Here is a 4,330-nt window from a genome sequence, read left to right as displayed (position 1 = left end):
AGGGAACATGTTGAAAAAGTGGGATTTATCTAACCAAAGCAGAACAATACAATTTATAGCTGCTATTATAACCGCTTGTTTTGGAGGGTTGCTTTTTCATCTAATAAAGGTGCCAATTCCCTGGCTTCTTGGACCAATGGCAGCCCTTTTGATTGCGTCACGATTCAGAAATGTTACATTTTATTGGCCCGTTGCCATGAGAGATACGGGATTAATTATTGTAGGTTATTCAATTGGAATTTCTTTTACAAAAAGTTCACTTTCAGACATCATTAGCCATCTCCCTTCCATGTTGGTCCTGACAACCTTAATCGTACTAGCTTGTGCAGGTATGGCTTTTGTCATCTCTAAATGGTCCGGCATTGATTATCCAACAGCTTTAACGAGCAGTATTCCAGGTGGGTTATCACAAATTGTTATCTTTGCCGAAGAAATGAAGGGGATTGATCTTACAATCGTTACCTTTTTCCATGTAACCAGAGTTCTGGTCGTTGTTTTTTTACTCCCGTTTGTCGTTTTTAGTCCTATCTTTTTAAAAGAAAGAACAATGGGCTCAGCAGAAATAGTGAACAACAGTATACCATGGAATCAGTTTTTCCCTGGTATCTTATTTTTTGCAGTCATTTGCTTGTTAGCCGCTATAATCGGGAAAAAAATTAAATTGCCGGCACCATATTTTTTAGCACCAGTCATGGTTGCTGCCTTACTTAACCTTTTCGTTTTAAAGGGATTACCTCTTCCTCCTTCTCTCCTTAACTTCGCTCAATTTATGGTTGGCGGTTATATAGGTTTGTTATTAAAACCCGAGAAAATGGAAAGTAAAAAGAAAATTATATCCTTTGCTCTGATAAGCGGGATCATTATGGTGGGTATAACAATGGCTTTTAGCCTGCTGTTAACAAAGACATATCATTTATCGACAATAACCGGATTTCTAAGTCTAGCCCCTGGGGGCATGGATCAAATGGGAATCATTGCACATGAAGTCAATGCGGATTTATCAACGGTGACTAGCTATCAACTTTTTCGAATGCTTTATATTTATATTGCTGTTCCTCCTTTATTAAGATTGGTATTAAAATTAAGCCTAAGAAAAAAACAACAAATCATAAATGTTCATGGAGTCAAAAGAAAAGAAGAAATCGAGTGATTTCTTCTTTTCTTTTTTTTAACCCAGGAAAGAAAAATTTAGTAGAATAATAAATTATTTTTATACTAAAACGAAAAAAACGATATTTTATTTATTCAGAAAATTCAATTACGATTATTGTAATCTAAAAATTAACACTTTTAGATGGTTAAAAAGGGGTGAACTTAATTAATTAATGAGAGCTATAGGCTGAACAGCAATACTATTAAAAAAATAAGGAGAGATTCTATGATGAACAGAAATGTAAGGGATTACAAGGAGTCGAGTGTGGGGAATAAGAAAAGTAAACTTATTAATTTAGCAAAAATGTCTGTGCTATCTTTAGCTTTACTGCTTCCATTGGCAGGTTGTGGTAGCAATGCTAGTTCAGGCGGTGCTTCAAAGGAAGGAAATAAGGACTCAGATATTCAAAAACTAGAAATTAAACTATCACACGTTGCAGCGGATAACACGCCAAAAGGTTTAGCGGCACTTAAATTTAAAGAAATCGTTGAAGAAAAAAGCGCCGGCAATATAAAAGTTAAGGTTTTTCCATCAGGCCAGCTTTACGGTGATAATGATGAGATTGAAGCAGTTCAAGCAGGGAACGTGCAAATAATTATACCTGCAGCAGCAAAATTAAGTGGTTTTGAAGAAACATTCGAGATATTTGATTTGCCATTTATCTTTAAAAATGAAGAACATCTTCGTGCTTTTGAAGATGGTGAGGCAGGCCAACAACTTTTGGCAACATTAGATAACCACGGAATGAAGGGTCTGGCATTTTGGCCAAATGGTTTTAAGCATATTACGAATAATAAAGTAGCTATTAAGGAGCCAAAAGACCTGAAATCTTTAAAAATTCGTACACATGGCGGTCAAATTATAAATGAGTTTTATGATGCTTTAGGTGCTTCTTCGACGAAAATAGCCTTCAATGAAACCTATCAAGCCCTTCAATTAGGTACAATTGATGGTCAGGAAAATAGTATTGTCAATATTGAAACACAAAAATATGGTGAAGTGCAAAATAATCTGACTATTACCGGTCACGCCAGATCAGAATATGCTGTTGTTACTAATAAACAATGGTGGGATGGATTAAATAAAAAAACACAAAATCTATTAACAGATGCCATGAAAGCAGCGACTGACGAAGGAAGAAATCAAGTAGAAAAGCTAGAGAAAGAATCGATGGAGAAAATCAAGAATGAAGGAAAGATTAAGATTGTTGAATTGTCAGACCAAGACAAAGAGAAGTTTAAGCAAGCCACAAAACCTGTTTTTGATAAGTGGGCAAAAAAGATGAATCAAGAAATTCTAACTAAAGCTATTGAAGCAGGAAACTAAAAAGAGGGATCTTACTCTCTCTTTTTAGGAATTGAAGTCTTACTATCAGCTTTTAGATAAGGAGGCAGGGGCCTTGAGCATCATTAAAAAAATATATTTGTTTTTTGAGGACTTTTCCTCAGCTCTTTTTCTTATAACCGGTTTAGGTCTTATGTTTTATGAGGTAATTATGCGCTACGTGTTTAATTCTCCGACAATCTGGATTAATGAAACAGCTAGTATTCTAGTAGTATGGGGAATTCTGTTTGGATTATCTGTCGGGCTTCGTGATAACCACCATATTAGCGTAGATATTTTTTATACATTATTTCCAAGAAAAATACAGAAATTCATTGATATCTTCGCCAATCTCGTTGGTATCGGCTTCTGTATGTTCCTGACTTATAACGGATTTGTGTTAGTGGAGCATTCTTTTAATAGTGGTCAAGTTACAATGGATACAAGGACACCGTATTGGATTTATTATCTTGTTATCCCTATTTCTGGGCTGATGTTTATGATCCGCTTTATTGATAAGACCATAAGGATAATCAAGAATGATGGAAAGGGGGAGAACTTGGATGGAAACCATACTGCTTTTTAGTACATTTGCGATACTCCTTCTTCTAAGAATTCCGATTGCTGTCGCTTTAATAGCTTCAACAACATTTATGTTTTGGCTGGATGGGAGTTTTAATATGTGGACTATTCCACAAAAAATTTTCACTAGCATGAATTCTGTAACCTTAATGGCCATTCCTGGTTTTGTCTTGGCTGGTACGATTATCGCTAAGGGGGGAATAGCTAAATATTTAATTGATTCATTAAGAGCTTGGATTGGTCACATATCCGGAGGATTATCAGTGGTTACGATTGTAGCTTGTGCATTCTTTGCTGCGATAAGTGGATCAAGTCCTGCTACCGCTGCTGCTATTGGTTCGATCATGGTTCCTGCGATGGTTAACGCTGGATATAGTAAGCGATATGCGATGGGATTAGTTGCAGCTTCCGGTACATTGGGCATTCTTATTCCACCAAGTATCCCATTAATTGTATACGGCGTTGTAACAGAACAATCCATTGGGGCGTTGTTTATGGCAGGTGTGATTCCAGGGGTTGGATTAACATTATGTCTTGTTATTTATTCCATTATTTATGCTCGTATTAAAGGCTTTGGAAAATTAGAAAAAGCAAGTTGGCAGGAACGATTTCAAGCATCAAGGAAAGCCATTTGGGGTGCTTTTCTACCTGTTTTGATATTAGGATGTATTTATACAGGTACGACTACACCGACTGAAGCATCCATTGTATCAGCCATATATGCTGTCATTGTTTCACTTCTGGTGTATAAAGAGACATCGCTGCAGAAATGGAAGGAAATCCTTAATGAAAGTATTGGCATAACGGCGATGATTATGCTGATTATTGCAGGCGCAATGACGTTTTCACTGTTTATGACACAGGAACAAATTCCACAAGCGCTTGCTGAAAAAATGATGGGTTTAGAGTCTTTGGATGTCGTATTATTCTTTGTCCTAACGGCAATCCTATTCTTTATTTTAGGTATGTTCTTAGAGTCTTCTTCTATTATGCTTATCACACTCCCGTTATTATTGCCAATCATGTTATCATTAGGAATTAATCCAATACATTTTGCCATTGTGATGATCCTCAACATGGAAATTGCACAAATTACGCCTCCGGTTGGTTTAAACTTATTCGTCATTGGCGGCATAGCAAAATCAAAATTAGATGAAGTATTTAAGGGCTGTGTTCCGTTCATCGTTCTCATGATCATCTACATGGTGATCGTCATGGCGTGGCCAGAACTCTCTCTTTGGCTACCAAAACAACAAACGTAATCTATTTTGA

At 36.4% G+C, this 4,330-nt stretch carries 4 protein-coding genes; all 4 read left to right on the top strand.

Annotated elements, in window-relative coordinates; all coding sequences use genetic code 11:
• Positions 1-1,150: AbrB family transcriptional regulator (locus tag ACNQGS_RS28810; protein ID WP_491490373.1), on the top strand; the 1,150-nt coding region annotated here is incomplete at its 5' end.
• Positions 1,151-1,381: 231 nt separating this feature from the next.
• Positions 1,382-2,479: a DctP family TRAP transporter solute-binding subunit gene (locus ACNQGS_RS28805; RefSeq protein ID WP_491490372.1), complete on the top strand. Its 1,098-nt coding sequence runs from the start codon at positions 1,382-1,384 to the stop codon at positions 2,477-2,479.
• Between the two features lie 73 nt (positions 2,480-2,552).
• A complete protein-coding gene (locus ACNQGS_RS28800; RefSeq protein ID WP_491490371.1) occupies positions 2,553-3,062 on the top strand; it encodes a TRAP transporter small permease in 510 nt (169 codons plus the stop codon).
• On the top strand, positions 3,040-4,320 hold the full coding sequence (locus tag ACNQGS_RS28795; RefSeq protein ID WP_491490370.1) for a TRAP transporter large permease: 1,281 nt from the start codon (positions 3,040-3,042) through the stop codon (positions 4,318-4,320). The genes ACNQGS_RS28800 and ACNQGS_RS28795 overlap by 23 nt, the downstream gene beginning before the upstream one ends.
• Positions 4,321-4,330: the final 10 nt, after the last annotated feature.

The organism is Neobacillus sp. PVCKKU3 (assembly GCF_058323225.1).
The sequence above is the reverse complement of the archived record's forward strand: the minus strand, read 5'-3'. Positions and strand labels throughout refer to the sequence as shown.